Source organism: Pseudomonas sp. H3_E07 (assembly GCF_054668895.1).
In genome coordinates, this window is record NZ_CP162795.1 from 5941602 (window position 1) to 5963772 (window position 22171).

Sequence of the window (22171 nt, forward strand, 5' to 3'; positions counted from 1 at the left end):
GTCAGCAGGCAATTGTAAACAGCGGGAATTGGGCAGGCTTAAACTTGTTCAGCGCTTGGGACGGCTGCTCTCCATATCGACAGCTATCAGACGAAATTGACGTTACGTAGCGGAAAACGAGCAGCGCCAATCATGTGCCTGATTGTAGTGGATGTGTGGATACTGCCCTCCTACGAGGCGGCAAAAAGCTCCAGACCTCTCACAAGCTTTGTTAACTATTCAGCCGGACTTTGGATGCGACGAAGCTCACTCCACGTAACGGAGCCAAAGATGCGTCCGACCGGAGATCGCCTGCGCAACTTTGGAAACACGTCCCTGTAGGTTTTCATCGCTAGTGTTATAGAGCGCACAGAAGTCTTTGGCTACGACGTTAGCAAGTGATGTATCAGGCGGTTCAGCACGAATGAAGCCGATGTAAGAAGCACCTACGCCCATCAACTCATAGCCATGCGCTTCTGAAAAATGACGCGCAACGGCAAAGTTTTTCGCGGGATCCAGATCCGAAGTGAAATAGCCATTCGGAAAAGCCGCGAGTGCCTGGCAGGACTGCTGAACGGGTACCAGGAGCGCTGAAAGAGGCTGCTCTAGAAGAGAGATAGGGTTGTTCTGGTAACCGATCCACTCCTGGAGGGCCTGCTGATCTAGCGTCAAACCATGAGTACAAGCATCCTCGAAAGACGTGGCTGCAACCAGGGTCATGAAATTGCGAAGACAGATTGCGAACTCCTCTTTTGTAGTCGGATAGCCTATGTATTCACCATTCTCAAAGCACTCTGGAGGCAAGCCCGCTATGTCCTGCTCCGATGCATCGTCCATCCCTAAATTATTGCGCACATGTCCCGAGGTGTAGCGGGCTTGGTGCAGATCATCGAGCGAGAACAGAGGTTTAAAGCCTGGATGCGCCTCAGCAATCTTACGCCGAGCTTCGGTCAGATCGTCAAAGCTGGTAATCCCGCTCACGCCGTACTCGTCGCATGTACCTATGGACGGGTTGTCACGCATGCCATTACCGCGAAATTCGATATCCATAAACCGTGGCCTGCTCCATGTTGCTACTGAACTGAGTAAGTAATCCTAAGCGCTCCAGGATCATCATTGAAGGTCTGCCGCAGAGCGAAATAGGTCTTCCTGCCATCACATAGCAGCACGGTACGCTAACTTTGACGTTCGCACTTCGAGGTAATGTTGATGTCCGAAACTGGCCTACCATGCAATTTCTAATCGACTCAGGGAAGAAACTGATGACTACAGATCCGTTATGTCTAGTCTTTGTGCCGGCTCTTGCGGCAGTGCTGCAAGCCGCCGAGGATAAAAAGGGCCAGCCGCTTACCGAGATTGAGGTGTGTGAAATCCGAGACAGATCCACCTGCATCGCTTTGCCTTTCCGCGCAGCGTTGGCAATGGAAGAAGATCGTGGTTATCCAGACCTCATCGCTGAGGACTGCTGGAATGAATGGCAACGTCTACGCTCCCAGTGATTTGCGCCTGTACCAAAACAATGCAGCCCTTCTGTGATCAGACAATCATCCGACTGTAGCAACCGTTGCTCTCTGTCGGCCACGAGACGCTGGTAGCACACCGAGTACCTCCCTATCTGCCAAAAGTGAGTCACCCCCTCATGAACGAAGGTTGGCAAAACGACGACTATTTCATCATCTTCACGGAGGATGAGAGCTTAGCTGCCATGAAGGCCTACGGATTTGATCATCATCTTCCGGGGTACACGCTATTAGGTCTAAGAGGATGGGATGACTTTATGGTCATCAACTCTTCCGGAGTAATATTTACCATTCCGACGCTGCCACTCGATGCGTCCTATGCCGCGCCGTTTGCCCTTCCCCAGCAGATTTCCCTCGAACCGGACGAGCGTTTCGCAGGCAAGATCAAGTGGTATACGAAACCCTTAGTCTTTGGGGGCGACCCGGTGGACGAAACAAATTTCGCATGGATCACTCACGAGCAACATGCTGAGCTTGTCACCTGGTGGAACGAACAATACAGGAGCGCCAAAGCATAGAATTAGTGCAATTGCCCATAAAGCCGAAATCGCAACACATCCTCACGTTGCGTACTGAGGCACTCACGACTAGCCGATACCCTGTTTTTTACCAGAGCTGATGGGTGCTATCGATGAGTGTCCGCCTCCTCAGCCGGATAAAACTCGCCTTCCTTCCCCATCTTTTCCAGCCGTTCGCGCACCATCAACTCAACGTTGGCCACTGCAGCTTGATCGTCAGGGTTGACCACCTTTACGCAAAGACGTCGGACATTCTGATCGTGGGTGCCCTCGCTCATCATCTCGTGGGTGAAGACCTGTTCGCCACGCCATAGGCATAGCTGGGTATGCGTCCCGCCGAGCCATATTTCGTTGATTGATCTAAGGTCGGTGGTCGCTAGTTGATCGACGGTGATTGTCTTATCCATTGCGCTGTACCTTACCCATGAGTAGATACAGGTAGACTTACAGGCATAGCGGGTCGTTCCAAGCGTCTGCAGCTCAACCCCGCCAATGGTGGTTAAGCACGTCCCGGTCAGAACTGGGACAATTGACGATTGAAGGCGGACAATACGAGCCGACAAGGGCAATCACATTGCCGATCCTGCTGTTTCACACGCAAATGGCCGCGCCTAGATCAACCTTGATCTCCCCTCCTCCGGCCGATACTGCCTGCTCAACAGATGGCGTGCAGACTACGGGACGACCCCCAGCTATCGTCCCATTTCGGCACTTCGCGATCAGCGGCAGTTCGCCAGAACCGGCTGTTGACTGACTTTGCGACCCGCCATCACGAGTCGAACGGTGAGGCTGAATAACGCTATTTCTTTTTTCAAACGGCCGAGTTGCCCGCTTGGAGTAATCAGAGCTCTGGGCCGCTGAATTTTCCTGATGCAATACACTCTAGAAAAATTCTTTGCTCTGGTTTAAGAAGTTTGCGTGGCGTATAGCCGTGCTCATCAGGCTCCCTTAGCCACCTTGTCAAAGCTCGGTTCGCAGACTCCTTGACAGCTTGACGCTCTGCGTCAGTGAAATTATGTTCCATTTCATGAGACATAGACTCAATTTCTTTTACTACCCAATCCTCGTCAAACCCTAAATCATCGCTTGAAAAATTCAGCGTCCAAAGATAGTTCAAAGCTATGTCCGCGAGATTATTCATAAACGTTCCTAATGGTCTATTCAGGGGACAGTTTTGGCCGACCTGGATGAGCTAATCGAATAATTTTAAGCTACTGTATATGTAGCCTCAATGACTCGACCAAATGCGCAAAAAAATTCGCAGGTACATTACTCGATTCGCACGAAACGTGTCGATGGGAGAGGGTTGAAGGCTCGTCTCCAACACTTTCGTCATACGGTAGACTCTATTTCATCGTTGCTGACCGACAATTACTTTGGCCGACCTCTGCCTGATGCGAAGCGCTGCAATGGGTCGAAAGTGGTCATCGACAGCTTTTCGTTGCTCACACTGCACAACGCTTTCACAAGAAATCACTGACCTGGAACGGTTTATCAGTCGCGAAAATCGATTCATAGACCGCGTCGTCAAGTTCGTCACGGGCAAGGAACACGCTAGCACTAGATGCGCGGGCCTTGCAAAACCAATCAAAAGATCCGTCGTCGTCGCGCTCCAGCAGATAGAAGTATTGTTCCTCCATTTGAGCGCATATAGTCTCAAGTCGGGCCCGACCTCCACACGACAACAGTTCAGCGACCTCGTTAGAGTCACCCCCTACTTCATCAACCGCCCAGAGAACGATACGAGTAGCCACCCGCGTTTTCTCGGTAAGCGTCTGCCAAAGTCACCTTGTATGACTCAGAACGGTATAAGCAGTCCTTCAGAAAGCCGTAGGACGGCTGATAATCCATGGCCTGACCTCATCCGGCGTCATGAAAAGCCTCGTTTATCGCGTTGAGCAAAGTAGCCCTTATAGGCGCGTCACCCTCTCACCTACCAATCCTCAAATACCCGAAAGTCATTCTCTCGGGCATTTGAGCATCCGGTAAAAAAACTTGTAACTCAGTTCACCTTGAACCGTCCCACCAGCCCCTGCTGTTGCTCGGCCAAGCGGGCTAACTCGCGGCTGGTGACGGCGGTTTGTTCAGCACCGGCGCTGACCTGGATAACCAGAGTGTTGATGTCGTTTACGTTGCGGTGGATCTCCTCGGCAACCTGACTCTGTTGTTCTGCCGCCGAGGCGACCTGTATGTTGCTGTCGCTGATGGTCGCGATGCCCTCGGCTATTTCTTCTAGCAACTCCCCTGCGCGCACTACGTTGCTCGCGCCTTCTTGAGCCTTCCCTAGAGTTTCCTGCATGGAAGTGGCGGCACGGTCGGAGCCGGATTGCAGATTGGCGATCATCTTCTGGATACTGACGGTGGAATCCTGAGTCTTTTTGGCCAGATTCCGCACCTCATCGGCGACCACGGCAAATCCACGACCCTGCTCACCGGCACGGGCAGCCTCAATGGCAGCGTTCAAAGCTAGCAGATTGGTTTGCTCTGCTACACCACGAATCACATCCAAAACCGAGGAGATGGAATAGCTTTCACCCTTGAGCTCCTCAATGATTCGGGATGTTTGTTCGGCCTGAACCTCAAGCCCTTTGATCAAGCTGATGGTGTTCTCGATTTCAGCCTTGCCCTGCATAGTGCTGGCATTAACGCGCTGCGACATCTCTGCGGCGTCGGTAGTGCTGCGCGCCACGTCTTTGACCGTGGCGCTCATCTCGCTGATGGCAGTGACCACCTGATCGGTGCCTTGACGCTGCTGGACGACGTTATTGCTAGTTTGCAGGGCCACAGCCGAAGACTGCTCGGCGGCGGTCGCGACCTGCGCCGTGGCACTCCCGATCTCACGGATCACTTCACCGATCTGTATTGCCATGTTATCCAGGTTACGCGAGATCTCGCCAAACTCGTCTCTGCCGGTGTAACGGGTTCTGGCAGTTAGGTCACGCGTGGATAGCGAAATAAGGGTGCGGTTCACGTCGACCACAGCGATTTTGATATTGCGAATAATCACCGAAGCGAGCCACAGCACCGCAATCAACATCAGAATGACGGTGGCTATTGCGACATACAGACTGCGCTGGGCATCGGTACGCGCGACATTGGCTAGGCTCACGACCGTCTGGCCCAGTTCAGCCTCGACCTGAGCCATCATGTCGATACGGCTGGTGGAAAGGTTGAACCAGTCTTCGGGTTTGATATTAAGCGGATCGCCTAGAGGCGTATCAAATCCGAGTTTTTGCAGGCGAGCTACATCGACGGATGCGGGCTGTTGTAGAACCGCATCCAGCTTATTTTTGAACACGGCAGGAGCCCAGCGTTGAAAGGCCTCGAAATAGCCGGAGAACTCGCCCATGTTGCGGCTGAAACGTGACAACAGCGGCGCATCAAAACGGTTTTGGTTGAATGCCAGGCCAAGCAGTACACGCTCTCGACCAGAGCGCTCTTTCATGTCTACGAACTGATTGAGTGAACTCAGCCCACGCAGGATTTCCGGATCCTCAATGCTGGTTTCCAGTGAGTAAGAGAAGCCGATCAAATTTTTGATAAGATCGGTGAATCGGGTGCCGGACTCGCCGTTATTGATTGCGAGCGTGTCCACCTGCTGACGCAGTCCGGCCAAACCATCAATTGCGCGCAGCATCTTGTCAGGCGCGATAAGACCCTCGGTCGATTGCGCATGCATCGCGCTCACCGCACGGTCGGTTTCTTGGCGTAAGACTTTCAACTTGTCCTGCATCGTCTTACCACCGCTGCCCAGAAACACGCCGCTTGCGCCGCGCTCACGCTGGATAGTGGTTACTACGTCACTGAGTTTCTGCGCGGTGCCGGTAGCGGTGACCGCTCGGTTCATCTCGCTCAGTGTCTCTCGTTTGTCAGCTACAAAAATCCCGGCGAAGACCAGAAAGCCCAACAGGGGAAACATCAAAATAAGCAGTAGCTTTGTACTCAAAGGAGCATTTCTAAGCATGGCAGGCCTCAGGGCTTGAAGATGTTGTTTAAAGCTATCCAAGGCGAACGTTCTATGAAGTCGACGTCTGATAGAGCCCAGGATGGTTCAGTAGTAGCCTGCCGTAGCCAGTTTTTTCTCCGTTCGGAATGTTTCGGCTGAAACCAGCAAAGCTTTACCTGTAGCTAAGCAGGCGCCCAGCTATGTGGTAGCAGTCGCTCGATCTCGCTGGCCCGCTGCGTCGGCAGCTGCGTCAGCACATCCTTGAGATAAGCATACGGGTCATGCCCGTTCATACGTGCCGACTGGATCAGGCTCATGATCGCCGCCGCCCGTTTGCCGCTGCGCAGCGACCCAGCAAACAACCAGTTCGACCGCCCAAGCGCCCACGGCCGGATCAAGTTCTCGATCTGGTTGTTGTCGATGGGCACAGCACCATCGTCCAGGTAGCGCGTCAGCGCTACCCAGCGTTTAAGGCTGTAATCCAGGGCCTTGGCCGTAGCAGAGCCCTCGGGCACAAGTTCGCGTTGGGCCAGCATCCACTCATGCAGTTTTTCAGCGATGGGCACCGCCGTTTCCTGGCGTAATCGCCAACGGTCTTCGTCGCTCATTTCCTTAGCGTGTCGCTCGACTTCGTACAGCCCGCCAATCGAGTGAAGCGCCTGCTCAGCCAACTGGCTTTTATTCGCGACGTGCAGGTCGAAGAACTTGCGGCGCGCGTGGGCCATGCAGCCGATTTCGGTGATGCCCAGCTCGAAGCTTGCCTTGTAGCCGGCAAAGTCGTCACAGACCAGCTTGCCGCTCCACGTGCCCAGGAAGTTACGCGCATGTTCGCCGGCACGGCTGGGGCTGAAGTCGTAGACCACGGCCTTGAGTGCCGAGAATGGCGTGCTGCTATAGGCCCAGACGTAAGCGCGGTGGGTTTTCTTCTCTCCTGGAGCCAGCATTTGTACCGGTGTTTCATCGGCGTGGACTACGCGCTGGGCCAGCACTGCTTCGCGCAGCGCATCGACCAGCGGCTGAAGCTGCACGCCGGTTTGACCCATCCACTGCGCTAGTGTCGAGCGCGGGATGGCAAGGCCGGCACGGCCGAAGATCTTTTCCTGTCGATAGAGCGGCAGGTGGTCGGCGAATTTGGCCACCATCACTTGCGCCAGCAGGCCGGCAGTGGGGATGCCCTTGTCGATCACCTGCGGCGGCACCGGGGCCTGGGTCAGTGTTTCGCACTGCCGGCAGGCCCATTTCCCACGAACGTGCTGTTCGACGGTGAACACGCCCGGCGTGTAGTCCAGCTTCTCGCTGACGTCTTCACCGATGCGCTGAAGCTGACAGCCGCAAGCGCACTGAGTGTTGTCCGGCTCGTGATGGATCACAGTGCGCGGGAACTGCGGCGGCAACGGCGCACGCTTGGGTTGCTGGCGTGGTTCTATCTGCGCGGGTGCGGGATGAAGTGCTTTTAAGTCGGCCTCGATGGCTTCGAGGTCGGTATTAAGCAGGTCATCGAGCAAGCTGCCTTGCGCCGGGCTGATCTGCTCGCTGCGCTTAGCAAACTTGTGTCGCTTGAGAATGGCGATTTCGTGGGTGAGCTGCTCGATGATCGTCTCATCACGATGGATCTTTCTGCCCATGGTGTCGACCTTGGACATCAGCTGCGCAGCCAGCGCGCGCAGTTGTTCAGGGGGCATTTGATCGAGATCGGGCAAAGAAGTCATGCCGTGGATTTTACCAAAGCAGTCCTCCGGTCACAGCTATAAGCCAGGTATTAGAGCAATGTAATTGCGCCGCCTGCACCTACTCGCTGCCAAGGCAATCCAAGTACCAGCGCCTGGAGTTGTTCGGGGTCGAGTTCGACCTCCGCGCCAAGATGGATGCCCGGCCAATGAAACTTGCCCTGATTCAAACGTCGCGCCGCTAGCCAAATACCAACGCCGTCATGCACCAGCACCTTTATGCGGTTGGCCCGGCGGTTGGCAAAGAGGTAGGCGCAGTGCGGCTTCGCCGCACCGAACACGGCAACCACCCGGGCCAGTGCAGTGTCAGTGCCGGCCCGCATGTCCATGGGCTGGGTGGCGAGCCAGATGGAGTCGATACGAATCATTGGGCCAGGCCACGGATAAAACACGCGCAGCCGTCCGGATCTGAGGCTGGCCATTTTACGGTGACGGATTTATCGCCCAGAACCAGTGAGATGATCACCGTCTCTTCTGTTGCGCGCTTGGGTGCAGCTTGTACGGGGATGAAGGCCGGCAGAGTTGCGGGTGATTGATCCCGGTAAATCGGTAGCCACTTGCGGATCACGTTGGCGTTGATGCCGTGATGGATGGCTACGCTGGAAATCGTCGCTCCAGGTTGCAAGCATTCCTGGACGACCTGGGCTTTAAATGGTTTGGGGTAAGAGCTGCGTTGGCGCATGGAAATCCTGGCGATAAGGGTGATCGCGTCCGCTTAAAATACGCGGACACCATCGCCCTAAATACTGGAGTTCGGTAGGTGTGTTCGCCATCCGCTTACTTTTCTCGGCCGGTTCTAGAGCATCGAAAGCACGGTGTACGTCAGGATAGCTTGACACCAAGCGGTCAGTCATGGGGCTTAAATCCTCAGAGCGAGCTTGCCGATGACACCTGAATTGCCACCTAAAAGAACGCAGTAGTACGTCGGTGAAACTTCGTTGAAATCTCTTCAGGTCAAAAGCAGCGTCTCGCTATTGGCTGCAATCGGCCGATTCTGTTGAAAAAGTCGGACTTTCAAATGGCCTGAACTCAGGCACGACCACCACCGGAGAACCTACTCACCACATTGAGTGGTTTTTTTGGGCCTTCGGTTACCTTTGCTGCTCTGCTAGTGGGTTAATTTGAGGTTTTTTGCTTGGTGCAGGCGCACCTATCCCGTGACTGGTGGCCCTTGAGATGAAAATTTGGCCAGCCGTCGCAGGTTCTGCACCGCAGCGGCCAGCGTGAACTCATCCGTCGCGCCACTCATGCCACGTAGCCGCAGGCGATCCAATTTCAGGATGCGCTTGAGGTGGGCAAACAACATTTCGACCTTTTTACGTTCGTGGCGAGAGCGCTGATATGCCGGCGTTGCGGCAATGCGCCGAGCCACATCGCGAGCGGCTTCATGGACGCTGCGAGCGATCTTGCGAATCGAAGTGTTCGGGCAGCACCTGGCTTTCATCGGACATGTCGCGCAGTCGGTCTGTCTGGATCGGAAGATGATGGTGTTGGCTTTGGTGACGTGCGAACGCTCGTTCTTGAAGGCTCGCCATTCGCTGCGCAATGGGTTGCCGGCTGGGCAGCGGTATTCCTCGGCCTCTTCATTCCAGTGGAAATCGTTACTCGAAAAGCTGTCGTTCTTGCGCTCAGTTTTGTCCCACACCGGCACATGCGGCTCGATGTCTTTTTCCTCCACCATCCAGGCCAGCATCGGCGCGGTACCGTAAGCGGTGTCGCCAATCAGGCGTTCCGGCTTGATGTCGAACTGCGCTTCGACCCGATCGATCATCGTCTTGGTGCTCTCGACTTCTGCGGTTCGATGAGCCGGTGTGGGTTCCACATCCATGATCACGCCGTGCTCGGTATCGATCAGATAATTCGTGGAGTAAGCGTAGAAAGCAGGGCCGCCTGGAGCAGCCGTCCAGCGGGCCTGAGGATCCGTCAGCGACAGGCGTTTCGGTAGCGTTTCGGCCAAAGCCTCCTCATCGAGGCCTTCAAGGTACTCACGCACGGCGCGAGTGCTCAGGGCCGGATCGCTCCAGTTGATCTGTTCATCACTCGGTACGCCGCGCTGCCGACTCGCATCCGCCTTGATGATGCTGGCGTCCACGGCAAAGCCTTCACCTTTGACCAAGCCTGCGTCCATGCAACGACGCAGCACTTCATTGAACAACCAGCGAAACAGATCGCTGTCCCGAAAACGGCCGTGTCTATTTTTGGAAAAGGTCGAGTGGTTGGGGACTTCATCTTCAAGGCTTAACCGGCAGAACCAGCGATACGCCAGGTTCAAATGGGCCTCGTCGCACAGCCGCCGCTCTGAGCGAATGCCGTAGCAATAGCCCACGATCAGCATGCGGATCATTAGTTCAGGATCAATCGACGGACGCCCGATAGGGCTATAGAAATCGGCGAGGTAATGGCGCAGGTCACTCAGATCGAGACACTGATCAATGCTGCGCAGAAGATGATTGGCTGGGATGTGATATTCAAGGTTGAACGAGTAAAACAGTCGCTCCTGCCCACTCGATAATTGTCCCATCATGCTCTGTGATCCCCCGCCGGCCAATGAAGCAATTTTGCCGCAGGTCAAACAGGGGAGCACTTTTTCAACAGAATCGGCCAAAAGCGGTCTGTCAACGGAATCTATATGACAGACCTTTGCATCGTATTGCCTTATCTATTGGAGTGACTCTCCCAGAGCGCTCGCAATATCTGAAGCTTGAACGTGCAGACCATACATCGAGCCCGAATGATGTTTGATCTTTCGGATTCTTCGGCCCACCACCACCGGATTTTTCACGCGTAGCTCATGACGATCCCGCAAAAGCCCCGCATTGATTGATCTGAAGATCCAATTTGGCCGCAGCTGACCAGCAACGCTAGTATCAATCTCTTCAAGGCACACCCTGACGAGCTTGACCAACGTAATCGTCTCACTCGGAGAAAAGGTTGTTGGAGATTTGTCTCCGAAAATCAGGCCGGGGATGGATGAACGTGCCTCCCAGAATCTCTGAAGACCTGGTGCGTCGTGCTTCAGGAGCTTCGAGTACTCGCTCGAAAGCTCAGTCGCCCCGTGGATTACGTGGTTTCGCCTTAATCTCAGGTATTTAACCGTCCTCAGCAATGAGGGCTCTATTGGCACAGTATGCGTCACCAAATGCTGATTCAACGTCTCATCAATGGGATCAGCCAGTGTAATGGGGGTTTCAGCTATATCTCCCCAGTGCCGTAAAGCAGCCTCGATGAAGAGAAGCAATTGCTCGACTGCGAAAGCGAAGCTCACTCCCAGCGATGTATTGAGTTGAGCATCACGAAACGACAACAGGCGTGTCATAGGAACGTGTATTCGCTCGGCGAACTCGTTATCAGGGAACACTTCGCTCGTAAATTCAGTCGGGCGCAACGTCGCTAACTCCTGCCATCTCGCATCGACATCTTCGTGCATAAACAGGGTGAGGCACAATTGGTCGTTGACGCTCGCTAATGCCCGCATGTGAACGTTGCGGATGGGCGTTTTGGTCGGTAGCGACATTCAGAGTTCTCTTGAGTCTTGGAAGGTGGCGGGCTTTAGGTTGTCACGAATGAGCAGAAAATTCCCTGGGCTGGAGTGGTTGATCTGAATCGCCCCTGGTTTCTCAGACACCTTAAACGGCTGCAAAGGGTCGACAACGGTCGCTTGTGAGCGGCGGGCTTTTGGCCGGAAGCGATCACGGGCCAGTGGACTGATCGCCATAAGCAGACATCGTCAATCCTTACAGGATCGGTTTGGGAAACTGAAGAATCGGGCTAGAGGACGATATCGATAACGTATATCTCGCCCTTGAAATCGCTACATAGAAGAGTTTCGCGCAGGCGAATCGCTCATTTGAAAAATGGGTCGCATCGGGAATCAGCACGTGATCGAACTCCAGTCCCTTGAGTAGCAACGGAGTAGAAACTACTCGTTTTGTCGGCCCACGCCCTGTATGGCTCAAACGCTGACGCGCCTGCTGACATGCGACCGTCAAGCAATCGCTGCGTCCGAACGAAACCTCTACCAAAGCCCGTCGCGCGTCGCTTAGCAGCTCGCCTCGGTGCGTACGGGATAGTGGATGAGCCTTCTCATGTGATAATACATCGGCAGCACTCTCTGCAGAGCCGGTGAGTCCAAATTTATCCCATGCGGCCTGTCGTCGAACATTAAGGTCGTATAGGTTATCAACTGCCGCTGGTTGATCGATGTCGCGAGCCATTGCGTCATCCAACAATGCGTTCAAAGCAGCAATTCTCTGCCACGCATTCACCGATGCATCCCATTGCTGACCAAACTGGATAAGGCGCGCGCCCGCCATTTCCTCAATGGCCTGATAAGCACCTCTACTGGTTCTAGCGAGGTTATCGCAAATCCCCCGCCGACAATGGATTGCAGCTGTCGATCCATTGCGCTCATCAATGCCTTCAAAGAAAAGCGACATATCGAAGGCATTAGCTGCGGCTCGATAGTTAATTGGCCCCTGCCTTAAATCAATGGGGCTACCCGCAAGTAGTCTCTGACGAACGTCGGCGATCCAGACACCTAACGCGGGGTTACAGGTGCTCCATCGATGTGGCTCGGTGAGTTCATACGCCACTGGAAAGCTCGGAACTACCTCGGCACTCCAACTAATTTTTGACTCCACAAACTCGAAAATACCCTGCATCGGATCACCGAAGATCAGCGTAGGGACAATGCGGGCCAAGGTATTGGCGATGGTGTGCTGGAAACTCTCGCAATCCTGATACTCATCGATGTAGATCCGATCGTAGGAAGACTGAACGATCCTCTGAGCTATGGGATTAGACAGTACATTTAGAGCCCCTTGGTAGACCTGGTTCCACTCAACACCTCTCGGATTTTTGGGTGGATGGTTGGCAAGTATTGGAAATGCATATGCGTAACGGCTTGCCCAGCTCGCAATGGTGTCGATTGCTACCCGCTCTTTGGGAATGCCCAGGCGCTTCACACGATCGCTAATGGCATGCACGCCGGCATGGGTATGAGTAAGAATTAGCGAACGTGGAAAGTAGGCGGCTGCCTTGGCCAAGATCTCCGTTTTTCCATATCCGGCTGGAGCTACGATTGAGCGACAACTCAAGTTGAAGAGCCAATCAAGGTCACTGGACATACAGCCACCGCTCTATTGCTTTAAGGCAAAGAGACAATCGGCTGGGTTGGCCTTGCTCTACAAGCTGATTAACAGAAGGTGCGATGGCGCGTCCCCGCTCTTCCGACTTGAACCAATTGTACTGAACCGCAAGCTCCGCAATGCGAGATTGGTTTCCCCCACTCCCCGGCGCTGCGGGAATCCAGTTAGCAAAGGGTGCGGTTATATCACTGCCTGGAAACGAAGGTCTCAGCTGCGCCAGGATAGTCGCTGACCCCAACGTATTCGTCGTAGCTCTAAGCAGCATATCAACGATGTCAGGCCAACTTGCTTGCAAAATGGCTTGCTCAGTACAAAGGTCGTCCCCGTATTCGAAAACTGCCACGTTTATCTGCTGGAGACTCGCGGAGGTTGCCGCAGGTAAACGCCGATCAGAGTCTCGAAACAAACCGGTGCTATACCCTAATCCTGCCAGCGCGAGTGCGAGTGAAGGGGCGGCTGCTCCATTACCATCGACGATAGCCGATCCAAGATGCTCAACTGGAACATCATTGTGGCGAGGCCTGTAGAGTTCTCGTAGCCCGAGAATCAGGCCAAGTTCAGTGGCGCCCTCACAGACAAGGATCCTGCGAGCGAATAAGGCTCTAGGCGCGTGCTTCAGGACTTTAGCCAACGCATCCGTCTGCGCCTGATTGATCCATGCGAGACCATTGAACCGACGCATTACAAAGATCGATTCGCTCTTCAGCTCTGAAAGTACTACATCCGAGTGGGTCGTAATCAGGAGTTGACCCGTCGCAACGCGTGCAGTGAATGCTCGCTCATGGGCCGTCCGAAGGGCCGAAACCGCTCCAAGAACACGATGAGGCTCAAGTCCCTGCTCCAACTCATCAACCAGGACGATGGCTCCTTCCATGATCGAGGCTCGCTGGATTGCGAGAGTTGCTAATCGACGCGTGCCTAGGCCGGACAGCCTAAGTGGTGTCGTACCATCATGCAGCGCGATAGATCCTGAGCTAAATCCGCCTCTACCGAGCTCAAGATCCGGAGCAAAGCCTTCCTTAACGTATGCGCCTAACTCCTTGGCCAATTGCTCAGCACGTTCGGCTGCCGCTACCAGCGAGGGAATTGATGACAGATTGGCTGTTTGCTTAGCGACCCGATACGCCTCTGCAAGTTGCTGCGCAGCGCCCTCTTGGTCGCCTGTCATCCTAGCAAGTACGGAGCCCTGCCCCCAGGTCAGATGACGAGCTTCTTCCCCGGCTAGGCGCACCACTCCAAAGAGAGAGCGATCACGGTTGGATAGAACACGCGGTGTTGGATAACGGTCGCAAACGAGTTCCCACACCGGTTCCATGGTCGCGTCGACAGTGAGCCTGACGGTCAGTACCGGCTCATGATCTGCCGCTGGTTCGTCATGAATAATTCCATCAGATCTCAGGCCTCTGATGTACAAGCCAAACCGCTGGTCGGAAAGTAACGCCTTAGATAGCTCCCCTATCGTGACCTCGATTTTTATGACGGACTGAGTGTCTCCCTCATGGAAATCTGCTTCATTGAATGTGAACCACCTCGACGACAATGACGCTTCAACCGCATCCAAGACGGTGGTTTTTGCACTGTCGCCTGGGCCAATAATGCAACACAGCGCTTGAGACCCGGGAGACCAGACTAATAGTTTAATACCCCGAAAGTTTTGGACTTCAAGCTTTGCAATTCGCATAAGTCAGTCCTTCACGGTTAGCGTCCATATGAAAAGCCGGAGATTCGACACTCGATGATTTCTTACCGACTGGCCCACTTCTTTCGTCTGCACTAATCACAGAATGGAGACGGCGAATGCTGAGAAGCCTCTCGCCTACTTCGCGCGGGGTCATGGCTAACCTCACGCGAGCAGGAAGATTGCTGAGATTAGTCGAGTAACGAAATATCACCACAGCGCCTTTGCTGTTTTTCGGCCTGACTAAGACTTAAGGTCATCGTCAGCAATAACAGCCCCACATGGGCCTACGTCCCAATCATCGTCTGGAACGTTACCGCTCACAAATGCCCCTTGAGCACGGGTGAAATTGCATTCGAAAATATTGGCATTTCGAAAATCCACTCCTTCCAAATTCGCGCTACAAAAACTCGCACCTCGAAGGTAGGATCCACGAAAATCCGCTCCAGTTAAGTCGGCATTGTCGAAATCTGCCATCCAACAATTGACCCCCGGGAGTACCAACGGATCGACGCTAATCGAATAGAATTTTGCATCTCTGAAATCGGATTTTCTAAAACTCTTTACGTCCAATATCCAATGCGAGTGCACAAGACTTTCTGGCGCTTGAAGATTGCTGAAGTCCGGAAGTTTTTTCCGATCAAGCACTAGGCTAATTCTGCTGAAAAGCAAGCTGCTGAAGTGAAAGCCACTGAAATCTACATTTCTTTTTTTGGCTGCGACGGCAAGGGGCACCTGATCTCGTAGGCACTCAATAAGCGCATCAAACTGAAGCAGGAATCGAGCACGACGAAACTCGCCGCTGTAGGGCTGCCTCCAGTACCCCTGCGCATAGGAATGCTGCGCGTACCTAGAAATCAGCTGCTCTTCAGCTGTGATTTCCTCGTATGTGGTCTCGTATTCTCTGGCGATGGCTCGCAGGCATGTCGCGAGATTGATTTCTGTCTTGGGACGAGACGAATACCGAGCAAGCCTTTTGGTGGCATCAGGACAACCGTCACGGAAATCGCGAAGCAGGACAGCTGCATCCGACTTGAAAGCACTGAGGGAGGGGGTAACAAAACGACTCATGGCCAAACCTCTCGGGGCCAACGTTGAACCCTAGTATTCCGTTGACCATTCGAGATGGCTGGGATGAAGAAGTTGAAGCAACGGTGCAGAGGCTTTATCTAGCTAGGGCTGAACGCCACCGTCATTGGCGCAATGGCAATACTGAAAATTCTCTCTCTAAAAGTCAAGTCGCAGACACTAGCCCAGCAGATCTATCCATTACTGTACTTAATTCGTCCGTCGAGTCGCGGTTAGTGACATCAAAAAACTGATTTTCGCAGAAAGACCGCTGCATGCCGCTGCTTTGGGTTTGGTAGGCTGTGATTCGACTTGGGCGATTTGATGAGAGCGAAGGATGACGAATTGGATATGGGTTCTGCCATCTGAGGTAGTGGTGGGTAACGTGATTGCGGGTCGAAGAATTGTCAGAATCTCTAATAAGAAGAAAATATTATCAACGAGCTTATGCAAGGTAACGCTTCGCTCAATGTGGCCTGGCTACTACCAAAGCGTGATGATCGAGTGAGTAAATTTTCCAGCCTCATGTTTAAAGCCGAAGGACTGAGAACCATCCACCCTCCCAGGTGAAGGACATTCAAATTCGCTTCAATTTCAAATCTAAAAATCGTTAGCACCGATCAGCGCCCCACGTAAGCGGAGCGCGCAGGCCTATGGCCGAAGACGTGAGGATGGAAGCCCGGCAGGGCCGAGACGCGGAGTGGCTCGGTTCACGACAGCCATCCGCGAAAGCGGCACGCCAGCCCAGTTAAACGAGTCGGATCCTACGGCTTTATTCGGTACTGCTACCGTCGTGGGTCGAACACAGCGTGCTAACCCACTGCCCTTCTATAAGCTTGCCAGGAGCCCCACACCTTTCATAAGTTTTGAGCGAAAGGCCGGCTGCCAAATCAACAGCTCCACGGCAGTACGCATCACCACCGTCATAAAAGAAATGAAGCTCGCCAAATTTAGATTTGATTTGGGCGACAGTCACCGGCGGGACGTCAGGATGCCGCGTTAGATGCGACTGCAAGGTATCGCAAAGAACCAAGAGAAGACCGCCCCAACCTGGATCACAGTAGATCTCATCGACTCTGGGATCCGAGAAAAGCTGCGGATAACGCACTCTGAACTCTTCAATCTTGATTTCAGGTAAGGCATGGCCGTTTGTTGGAATATCGTTCATGTACAGCTCAGCTCAGCAAGATAGCTCTGGTTGCGGTTCTGCCGTTCTTAGGTAATTCAGCAGACTCTCGCTTCCACCATCCGGTCGAAATGTAACAAGCACGTACCTGCTGCCCGCCTCATCTGATAAGACCCAATAACCCTCTTCCTTCTGAGCCATCACCACAACACCGGTTTGGATAACCCGGCCGTCTTCGAACCTTCCGTGAGGGTCGCCCCCTTGATGTCCGAATACGACTCCAACACATGTCCGAGACTTGATGAACGCTTCAGTGAGGTATGCAGTAACCGGTTCAGCGAAGCCTTGGGAAACGGCTCCGGCTATGCACTGGAGATCAAAGTCAGAATGCTGTTTGCTGTGAAAATCTACATCGATGGAGCCGGGCATTAAGTGTCCTTACCAGATGGACTGACCACTGCTATACGCGATCAGAAAAAAGAGAAAATCGTTTTCAGACTCGCCGTTTGGCGTCGACCGGGGCCGACCAACACATACACGGTGTTCTTGGTTTCAGCCAGAATGCTACCGTCGAACGATGTGCACATACTCGACCGCACCCAATCACCAGGCTGAAAGCGACCACGGCTATCTTCTATCACTCGATGGGCAAAGACCACCAATGGAAGATGCCCTGCGGCGTGAATCTTGGCCAGATCATCAGCAGATACGTCTGCCTGGAAAAGAGTCCACTGCTCCACCAAGCAATAAGCTTTCCTCGGAAAGCGCTCAGACACAAATGTACGAGCCTCGTCCAAACTCAGTGATGCGCCTTCAATAAAAGTATGGTCATCATTCAACAGCTCGTCACCATCCGCGCTAGCCATTCCCGCTGCTCCTCTGACGAGTCAGTGAACGCCTTGCCCAGCGTTGCGATTGTAAAGAGTGCGCACGTTGGTCAACGTCGTTACATCCAGGCTGGAGCGATACGAGTCGTGATAAATCGAGCCACCCTCAACCGTCACTACACAGACGGCGTCACCATCAGAATCGTGACCCAGGGCCAAGCTGTCGACCTTCTCCATGCGCCATGCGTCGCCACCATTCATGTTGGCTGGGGTGACAATTTGAATCTCTTTGACGAAGACTTCATCGTCTTGTGACTGGAGCACTTGCTGGAGCTTGGGCTCGTCATTGACCATCAGCTCAAACTCTTGCGCCCTACCCTTTACAACCATTTTTACAGTTAGGTGGAACCAGTGCTTTCGGAGCATGCGGGAAACCGCATGCCAGTGCGCAAGCCCATCGCCGAACAATCCTGGGATACCTGCCAAATCGTTGTCGTCTGTTCTGAACATCAGCTGTCTCGGATGAATCCACCGCTATGGCGATGTGGGGGTTCGGGAAAATCGACAGCAGGCGCCCGACGCGACATCCCTCGATGGCTGACGCAAGCGTAGCGCCATGCCTGGCGGATAATACACTATATTGACGTTTATTCGCACAGGTCAATTGTGGCTATATCCTGACTTTTGGGAAAGTCATGGGATTAAGAACCGCATTTGCAGGGGTGCTTCGTGCGCTCCGCCTAGTACGACGTGCCCGGTACGCCGACATCTCGGACGCCACCCACCGCCGCAAGGTCAGCGCGCTGGAAAACGCCCAGACGAGCATCACCCTGGATCAGTTTGTCGAACTGGCGGAATCGCTTGGGATCAGCCCAGTCACGATGCTGGCTTTGTCTATCGCTCAAAAAGATGGGCGCTCGCCTCTGGAGGTGCTTCACAGTGCCATCGGAGACTCATCGAAATTCCAAGATGAGGGCGGTATGAAAGCTCTCGGTGAGCAGTTCGATGCTGCAGGTGAGCTCGTCAAGCGAACACGCGGCAAACCGTTAAATCTAGATAACGAGAAAGCCGTCCTTAAGCTGCAGGCAGACGGCCTCACTCAGCGCCAAGTTGCTGAAAAGCTAGGAATCGCTTTGTCGTCGGTCAGGGAATACTGGCTAAACTAGGATTAAGTACATTTGTGGCAAGGTGCCATGAGCGACAGGTTGTTAGCCTCAATGGCCAACCCTTAAGCGGATCCGGTGACGGCCCCGCTACTCCAACCTGCGAACCTCCACTGTTTGGCGACCACAGTTTTTTCCATTCTCGGACTTTTTTTGGTTGGTACCTTCGGTCTATACCACCTCGCCCGTAGTCGGGTTTGGGTTGCTCATGAGATAAACACAATGGATTTGCATTCGCTGGTTCAATCAAGAATCCGGCCTAACTTAAGAGAATACAACTGCACAGCCACGCGCCTAAATAAACTTCTACATTTGTAGCATAATGAATCTCGTTAGACTTAAACAACCACTACCAGGCCGCTGAGCTATTCTAGGTGCGGACATTCCTAGCCTATAGCAATACGGCTCGCTAAGGTTAGCGATCTATCCGCAACTTGGCGTACTTAGCATTAACCAAGTTGATTGTAGTCTCTAAGCGCCAAGCAAGATTGCTTGTGCTAATCACGTGAATGCTTTGCCTAGATCCTATTAGAGAAATCGGCCAGTCATAAAAATGATACTTAAAAAAAATAAATGCATCGTCAACCTCGACCATCCGAGATTTTTTACATAAGCATCGGGAAGAAAAATCAGGCCTATTTCTGAATTCTAGTTTTCGGTATTTCGCATGCTTAGCTATTGGCAAGTGCACCTCAAGTTTTTGATCGAGAAATAAGTCGTATGCTACGATCTGACCGACACTTGTTATCGCCAGCTGCACAAAAATTGATCGAGCAAAAGCGCGCTGTACGTCCACCAACTCAATCTGCAAAGGTAAACTTATCCATGAAACGTACATCATAGTCTCACCTCTCTAGTTGGATTTACTACAGTAACCCTCTACGAACTCATGGATTCCAGCGTATTGAAGATCTGCACTCAGCAGACGTAATATTCTCTCCAGTTCAGTGCTTCCGACTACGTTTGAGACCCGCCCAAGCTGGAACAATGTATGAATGTAATCTGAATTCAAAATCTCGCAATTAGAACCGTCCACGCCAATAGCCCATCCCAGTAGCAACATCGCTGCATTTCTTTGAGGAGTCGAAGCCAAAAAAGGCCCTAAAAGAAGTTTTTTCCAGACTACGACATCACTTGGCAATGACTTATTTCTGGCGAATAGTTGGGAACAAGGGCCAAAATCAGGATACAACATTATCTCTATAAACAATTTCACAAAACTGAAGAACGAATCCATCAGAGGCTCATTGCTTTCCGCTGCATGAAGTTCTGAGCTTGATATCATGACCTGGACAGTATTGGTTACTCGATATTGTTCGGGACTCAGCCGCCCCAAATTTCTCCCATGCAGTACATCATTGTGAAAGCTAAATAATTCAGACCCAACCGCTAAGAATTTACAGGCACCATACGCCCCGTCCTGCAACAGCACCCCATGCTTAGAGCAAATGGTACAATACACTACGGCCCACTCTTTCAATACCGCTGGGTGTCCGACTATTGGAATTTGTTCACAAAAGCATCGGTAGCAGTATGAACGCCTGTAGTATCTGGGAAATATCCATTGTGACGTATGCAAATAAAACCCTTCATACAAGTGTCTCGGCAGAGTACAGACATCCCGGCACGTTATCGAGAATTGGCATGACGAATCAAAATCAGGGTCAAAACTACCTTTGCTCAATGCGTCTAAAAATAAGTCCTTAACGGTATCCACTGAGAGCCTTGGTAACTTATTATACACGGACAAACGGTAAATCCAGCTGGTAAATGTCTCGCCATCAAATGGAAGGAGAGCACTTTTCAACGCTGCACCCGCAAGGAAATTACGATGACTTCTACACGAATCAGAACAGATTCATAAGGAAGCTCGACCGCAGCCCTAACGACCATGTCAATAGCAAGCACAAGGCGACCTATTGACAGTTCAAACAGTTGATACAATAGCTCCAGAACTTTCGGAACGGAAAAAACATCAAGGTAACCGCGTCTTTTCGCATACACATATCCATTAATAAAGCTCGAAAAATCTGTACCTCGCAAAAGCGGCCTCATCGTTACTACCGCAGACACCAGTGATAATTCAGATATTGCACATTTAAGCCAAGATAGCGAATTGTCGGCCACCGTTAGTATGATACACAATCCAGGAACTGCTCGGCGAAGAGCTGTCAGATCATCTATGATCGTGGATATATGTCGCGGGGGAATGCTTTTAAAATCCTGAAAATCTTCGATCACGATAACTTTCAGCTCGACAAGCTTTGCTATGGCGACTAACGACCTAGGCAACTGGGTGCTTGAGCATTTAATAGTGAATAGTCCAAAATACTCAGCTAGCCATTGTGAAGGAAAAAAACTAAGTTCCGCCGCCTGATTGCTCAGAACTACACATTTTCGACCAAGTACGTAAGCTATATGCTGGACGCAAGTTGACATGCCGAGCCCATGCTTCCCTGAGAACACCAGAATATCTGCGCATGTCGGACAATCTGACAGATTCATATGCTTGAACATTTGTTCACAGGCGTTATTTTGCTGTTGGTGCAATACTGTAACCATGGCTATTTACCACGCTTCGCAGGAATTGGAGACTTCGACGGCACTAAACTGAGACCATATTTCAGGCATAGGAAAGAAATATCATCAGTAATCTGCTCAATCTCAATACGCTCACGCCCGGAGATAATGGCATCCATCGAACATGCCTTGAGGATCTTCACGATGTTATCCATATTCCCATGAGAGTGTTTGAGGATTCGCTTCCTCAGTACTTTACCAGCCAATTCAGAAGGTAATCGTAACGGCAGGTGAGTCTCGTAGGTCGCTAAAAAATCACAGTAATCAGTATCGTCTTTCCATAGCTCCAGTGGCCAATAAATATAACGACGAGAAATTTGATCGTCTTTTTCCAACACCTCCTTCGCCCGTGCATCGCCAAAACAGATTAAGCAAAGAAAAAGAGGCCGGCCTGCTAGATGCTTCATCAGCGACAGTGAATTGGTTTGTTGGGAAATGGTTTTGAAGCCGGTATCGTGAAGCTCATCTATGAGCAGAGCACAAAAATGCTCAGTTTGGAGGATATGCAGCAAGCGAGCTGTACGTTCTCTTGAGTTACGACTATTGGAAAGCTTGATTCCAAACGCATCGCATATAAGATCCCGTAGCTTACTGTTGTCTAAGTCTTCCCCCACACCAATCGCTTTGATCCGCTGATCTCCAACAGCATACATTTGTTCCAGTCGCTGGATGATTGCTGACTTTCCGTAACCTCCAGCGCCATATATGAGCATGCCAGGCGCTTGAATCTGATCCTCACTCATCAAAACGTACTCGATTGTCTCAAACAAAGGGTCTAACCGCTTTGTAGGAATCCAAATATCTTTTTTGCAAATTTTGAGACGATCTCTATCACCAAGATCTAATTGAAATCGCTTTTCCGGCAAGATATGATCATAGTTACTCATAACAC

General features: G+C 52.3%; 22 protein-coding genes. 3 read left to right on the forward strand and 19 right to left on the reverse strand.

What is annotated here, in order from left to right; translation table 11 throughout:
- Positions 1 to 246 precede the first annotated feature (246 nt).
- Complete coding sequence (locus AB4O08_RS27530; RefSeq protein ID WP_460114566.1) at positions 247 to 1029, reverse strand: DUF4253 domain-containing protein; 783 nt, start codon at positions 1027 to 1029, stop codon at positions 247 to 249.
- Positions 1030 to 1241: 212 nt separating this feature from the next.
- Between AB4O08_RS27530 and AB4O08_RS27535 the strand changes: the two genes are divergently transcribed.
- On the forward strand, positions 1242 to 1478 hold the full coding sequence (locus AB4O08_RS27535; protein ID WP_177113980.1) for a hypothetical protein: 237 nt from the start codon (positions 1242 to 1244) through the stop codon (positions 1476 to 1478).
- 140 nt (positions 1479 to 1618) lie between these two features.
- Positions 1619 to 2017 carry a hypothetical protein gene (locus AB4O08_RS27540; protein WP_460114567.1) on the forward strand — a complete coding sequence of 133 codons (399 nt, stop codon included), beginning with the start codon at positions 1619 to 1621 and terminating at the stop codon, positions 2015 to 2017.
- 107 nt (positions 2018 to 2124) lie between these two features.
- On the opposite strand, the gene AB4O08_RS27545 is transcribed toward AB4O08_RS27540, so the two are convergent.
- The 15 genes from AB4O08_RS27545 to AB4O08_RS27615 form a co-directional block, all read right to left on the reverse strand.
- Positions 2125 to 2424, reverse strand: coding sequence for a hypothetical protein (locus AB4O08_RS27545; protein WP_460114568.1), 300 nt, complete (start codon positions 2422 to 2424; stop codon positions 2125 to 2127).
- A gap of 434 nt (positions 2425 to 2858) precedes the next feature.
- Positions 2859 to 3158: a hypothetical protein gene (locus AB4O08_RS27550; protein ID WP_460114569.1), complete on the reverse strand. Its 300-nt coding sequence runs from the start codon at positions 3156 to 3158 to the stop codon at positions 2859 to 2861.
- A gap of 322 nt (positions 3159 to 3480) precedes the next feature.
- A complete protein-coding gene (locus AB4O08_RS27555) occupies positions 3481 to 3657 on the reverse strand; it encodes a hypothetical protein (protein WP_460114570.1) in 177 nt (58 codons plus the stop codon).
- A 362-nt stretch (positions 3658 to 4019) separates the two neighbouring features.
- Positions 4020 to 5936: a methyl-accepting chemotaxis protein gene (locus AB4O08_RS27560; RefSeq protein ID WP_043205934.1), complete on the reverse strand. Its 1917-nt coding sequence runs from the start codon at positions 5934 to 5936 to the stop codon at positions 4020 to 4022.
- Between the two features lie 209 nt (positions 5937 to 6145).
- Positions 6146 to 7672 carry an IS66 family transposase gene (gene tnpC / locus AB4O08_RS27565; protein ID WP_015885961.1) on the reverse strand — a complete coding sequence of 509 codons (1527 nt, stop codon included), beginning with the start codon at positions 7670 to 7672 and terminating at the stop codon, positions 6146 to 6148.
- 50 nt (positions 7673 to 7722) lie between these two features.
- Positions 7723 to 8058 carry an IS66 family insertion sequence element accessory protein TnpB gene (tnpB, locus tag AB4O08_RS27570; protein ID WP_015885960.1) on the reverse strand — a complete coding sequence of 112 codons (336 nt, stop codon included), beginning with the start codon at positions 8056 to 8058 and terminating at the stop codon, positions 7723 to 7725.
- On the reverse strand, positions 8055 to 8372 hold the full coding sequence (tnpA, locus tag AB4O08_RS27575; RefSeq protein WP_015885959.1) for an IS66-like element accessory protein TnpA: 318 nt from the start codon (positions 8370 to 8372) through the stop codon (positions 8055 to 8057). Before tnpA ends, tnpB begins: the two co-directional genes overlap by 4 nt.
- A gap of 468 nt (positions 8373 to 8840) precedes the next feature.
- Complete coding sequence (locus AB4O08_RS27580) at positions 8841 to 10214, reverse strand: transposase (protein WP_460114880.1); 1374 nt, start codon at positions 10212 to 10214, stop codon at positions 8841 to 8843.
- Between the two features lie 135 nt (positions 10215 to 10349).
- Positions 10350 to 11204, reverse strand: coding sequence for a hypothetical protein (locus AB4O08_RS27585; protein ID WP_213939592.1), 855 nt, complete (start codon positions 11202 to 11204; stop codon positions 10350 to 10352).
- 220 nt (positions 11205 to 11424) lie between these two features.
- Entirely contained in the window at positions 11425 to 12735 is a 1311-nt protein-coding gene (locus AB4O08_RS27590) for a UvrD-helicase domain-containing protein (RefSeq protein WP_460114571.1), read from the reverse strand.
- 70 nt (positions 12736 to 12805) lie between these two features.
- Positions 12806 to 14518, reverse strand: a complete 1713-nt coding sequence (locus AB4O08_RS27595) for an ATP-dependent nuclease (RefSeq protein ID WP_460114572.1) — start codon at positions 14516 to 14518, stop codon at positions 12806 to 12808.
- Positions 14519 to 14758: 240 nt separating this feature from the next.
- On the reverse strand, positions 14759 to 15586 hold the full coding sequence (locus AB4O08_RS27600; protein WP_460114573.1) for a pentapeptide repeat-containing protein: 828 nt from the start codon (positions 15584 to 15586) through the stop codon (positions 14759 to 14761).
- Positions 15587 to 16355: 769 nt separating this feature from the next.
- The gene (locus AB4O08_RS27605) at positions 16356 to 16751 is read right to left on the reverse strand and encodes a hypothetical protein (RefSeq protein ID WP_460114574.1); all 396 of its coding nucleotides are present in this window, start codon (positions 16749 to 16751) and stop codon (positions 16356 to 16358) included.
- 428 nt (positions 16752 to 17179) lie between these two features.
- Positions 17180 to 17575 carry a DUF6957 family protein gene (locus AB4O08_RS27610; protein ID WP_460114575.1) on the reverse strand — a complete coding sequence of 132 codons (396 nt, stop codon included), beginning with the start codon at positions 17573 to 17575 and terminating at the stop codon, positions 17180 to 17182.
- Positions 17576 to 17596: 21 nt separating this feature from the next.
- Positions 17597 to 18046 (reverse strand): hypothetical protein, encoded by a 450-nt coding sequence (locus AB4O08_RS27615; RefSeq protein WP_460114576.1) that lies wholly within the window; start codon positions 18044 to 18046, stop codon positions 17597 to 17599.
- Positions 18047 to 18231: 185 nt separating this feature from the next.
- On the opposite strand from AB4O08_RS27615, the gene AB4O08_RS27620 reads away from it, so the two are divergent.
- Positions 18232 to 18702, forward strand: coding sequence for a helix-turn-helix domain-containing protein (locus AB4O08_RS27620; protein WP_099311854.1), 471 nt, complete (start codon positions 18232 to 18234; stop codon positions 18700 to 18702).
- An 850-nt stretch (positions 18703 to 19552) separates the two neighbouring features.
- Here the strand turns inward: AB4O08_RS27620 and AB4O08_RS27625 are convergent.
- From AB4O08_RS27625 to AB4O08_RS27635, 3 genes are all read right to left on the reverse strand, one after another.
- A complete protein-coding gene (locus AB4O08_RS27625) occupies positions 19553 to 19936 on the reverse strand; it encodes a hypothetical protein (RefSeq protein ID WP_460114577.1) in 384 nt (127 codons plus the stop codon).
- Between the two features lie 566 nt (positions 19937 to 20502).
- Positions 20503 to 21261 (reverse strand): hypothetical protein, encoded by a 759-nt coding sequence (locus tag AB4O08_RS27630; RefSeq protein WP_460114578.1) that lies wholly within the window; start codon positions 21259 to 21261, stop codon positions 20503 to 20505.
- A gap of 2 nt (positions 21262 to 21263) precedes the next feature.
- Entirely contained in the window at positions 21264 to 22166 is a 903-nt protein-coding gene (locus tag AB4O08_RS27635; protein WP_460114579.1) for a TniB family NTP-binding protein, read from the reverse strand.
- Between the last annotated feature and the right edge of the window lie 5 nt (positions 22167 to 22171).

What these genes read in the sequence shown, in the direction of transcription:
- AB4O08_RS27630 (WP_460114578.1), bottom strand. Translation starts at nt 21,261, where the DNA reads ATGGTTACAGTATTGCACCAACAGCAAAATAACGCCTGTGAACAAATG.
- tnpC (WP_015885961.1), bottom strand. Translation starts at nt 7,672, where the DNA reads ATGACTTCTTTGCCCGATCTCGATCAAATGCCCCCTGAACAACTGCGC.
- AB4O08_RS27625 (WP_460114577.1), bottom strand. Translation starts at nt 19,936, where the DNA reads ATGGATTCGTTCTTCAGTTTTGTGAAATTGTTTATAGAGATAATGTTG.
- AB4O08_RS27585 (WP_213939592.1), bottom strand. Translation starts at nt 11,204, where the DNA reads ATGTCGCTACCGACCAAAACGCCCATCCGCAACGTTCACATGCGGGCA.
- AB4O08_RS27560 (WP_043205934.1), bottom strand. Translation starts at nt 5,936, where the DNA reads ATGTTTCCCCTGTTGGGCTTTCTGGTCTTCGCCGGGATTTTTGTAGCT.
- AB4O08_RS27555 (WP_460114570.1), bottom strand. Translation starts at nt 3,657, where the DNA reads ATGGAGGAACAATACTTCTATCTGCTGGAGCGCGACGACGACGGATCT.
- AB4O08_RS27620 (WP_099311854.1), top strand. Translation starts at nt 18,232, where the DNA reads ATGGGATTAAGAACCGCATTTGCAGGGGTGCTTCGTGCGCTCCGCCTA.
- AB4O08_RS27545 (WP_460114568.1), bottom strand. Translation starts at nt 2,424, where the DNA reads ATGGATAAGACAATCACCGTCGATCAACTAGCGACCACCGACCTTAGA.
- AB4O08_RS27535 (WP_177113980.1), top strand. Translation starts at nt 1,242, where the DNA reads ATGACTACAGATCCGTTATGTCTAGTCTTTGTGCCGGCTCTTGCGGCA.
- AB4O08_RS27610 (WP_460114575.1), bottom strand. Translation starts at nt 17,575, where the DNA reads ATGGCTAGCGCGGATGGTGACGAGCTGTTGAATGATGACCATACTTTT.
- AB4O08_RS27615 (WP_460114576.1), bottom strand. Translation starts at nt 18,046, where the DNA reads ATGTTCAGAACAGACGACAACGATTTGGCAGGTATCCCAGGATTGTTC.
- AB4O08_RS27635 (WP_460114579.1), bottom strand. Translation starts at nt 22,166, where the DNA reads ATGAGTAACTATGATCATATCTTGCCGGAAAAGCGATTTCAATTAGAT.
- AB4O08_RS27580 (WP_460114880.1), bottom strand. Translation starts at nt 10,214, where the DNA reads ATGATGGGACAATTATCGAGTGGGCAGGAGCGACTGTTTTACTCGTTC.
- tnpB (WP_015885960.1), bottom strand. Translation starts at nt 8,058, where the DNA reads ATGATTCGTATCGACTCCATCTGGCTCGCCACCCAGCCCATGGACATG.
- AB4O08_RS27550 (WP_460114569.1), bottom strand. Translation starts at nt 3,158, where the DNA reads ATGAATAATCTCGCGGACATAGCTTTGAACTATCTTTGGACGCTGAAT.
- AB4O08_RS27595 (WP_460114572.1), bottom strand. Translation starts at nt 14,518, where the DNA reads ATGCGAATTGCAAAGCTTGAAGTCCAAAACTTTCGGGGTATTAAACTA.
- AB4O08_RS27540 (WP_460114567.1), top strand. Translation starts at nt 1,619, where the DNA reads ATGAACGAAGGTTGGCAAAACGACGACTATTTCATCATCTTCACGGAG.
- tnpA (WP_015885959.1), bottom strand. Translation starts at nt 8,372, where the DNA reads ATGCGCCAACGCAGCTCTTACCCCAAACCATTTAAAGCCCAGGTCGTC.
- AB4O08_RS27530 (WP_460114566.1), bottom strand. Translation starts at nt 1,029, where the DNA reads ATGGATATCGAATTTCGCGGTAATGGCATGCGTGACAACCCGTCCATA.
- AB4O08_RS27600 (WP_460114573.1), bottom strand. Translation starts at nt 15,586, where the DNA reads ATGAGTCGTTTTGTTACCCCCTCCCTCAGTGCTTTCAAGTCGGATGCA.
- AB4O08_RS27605 (WP_460114574.1), bottom strand. Translation starts at nt 16,751, where the DNA reads ATGAACGATATTCCAACAAACGGCCATGCCTTACCTGAAATCAAGATT.